This window comes from Pseudomonas sp. GW821-FHT01C01 (assembly GCF_059422645.1).
Window position 1 is genome coordinate 1 of sequence record NZ_JBWKXF010000118.1, and the last position, 1,216, is coordinate 1,216.

General features: G+C 65.1%; 1 protein-coding gene. It reads left to right on the forward strand.

Annotated features, from left to right (window positions below):
• Positions 1 to 1,216 (forward strand): VCBS domain-containing protein (locus AC07XF_RS28970; RefSeq protein WP_495029250.1); only part of this gene is annotated, 1,216 nt, incomplete at both ends.

Sequence of the window (1,216 nt, forward strand, 5' to 3'; positions counted from 1 at the left end):
TCAGCTTCGCGACCGGCAACGAGGTCGGCGCGGTGCAGGAAGACACCACGCTCAGCGTCAGCGGCCAGTTCAGCTCGACCGACATCGATCACGATGCCACCGTCACTTGGAGTATTGCCGGGTCAAATACCGGCACCTTTGGCTCGATCGCCGTCGACAGCAGCGGCCAGTGGACCTACACCCTGGCCAATGGCACCGATGGTGTCGCCAGTGCGGTGCAGGCGCTGAAGGCGGGCGAGAGTCACAATGACGTGTTCAGCGTGCAAGTCAGCGATGGCCTGGGCGGTGTCGACACCCAACTGGTGACCGTCACCGTCACCGGCAGCAACGACGCCGCCGTGCTGTCCTCGGCCAGCGTTACGCTGAGCGAAACCAATGCTCCGCTGACCACCGGCGGCAACCTGACCATTAGCGATATCGACAGCCCGGAAAGCTTCCAGGCGCAGTCCAACACCGCCGGCAGCTACGGCCAGTTCTCCATCGGCACCGGCGGTGCCTGGACCTACGTCGCCAATTCCGCCCACAACGAGTTCACCGCCGGTACCACCTACACCGACACCTTCGCGGTGAACAGTGCCGACGGCACCCTCACGTCGGTCACCGTGCAGATCCTCGGCACCAACGATGCCGCCGTGCTGTCCGCCGACATCGCCAACCTCACCGAGACCAATGCTGCGCTGACCACCGCCGGCACCCTGACCATCAGCGACGTCGACAGCGCTGCAACCTTTGTCGCCCAAACCAACACCGCCGGCAGCTACGGCCAGTTCTCCATCGGCACCGGCGGTGCCTGGACCTACGTCGCCAACTCCGCCCACAACGAGTTCGCCGCCGGCACCACCTACACCGACACCTTCGCGGTGAACAGTGCCGACGGCACCCTCACGTCGGTCACCGTGCAGATCCTCGGCACCAATGATGCCGCGGTGCTGTCCGCCAACATCGCCAACCTCACCGAGACCAATGCCGCCGTCGACATTTCCACCACCGGCACCCTGACCATCAGCGACGTCGACAGCGCCGCAACCTTCGTCGCCCAAACCAACACCGCCGGCAGCTACGGTCAGTTCTCCATCGGTACCGGCGGTGCCTGGACCTACGTCGCCAACTCCGCCCACAACGAGTTCGCCGCCGGCACCACCTACACCGACACCTTCGCGGTGAACAGTGCCGACGGCACCCTCACGTCGGTCACCGTGCAGATCCTCGGCACCAA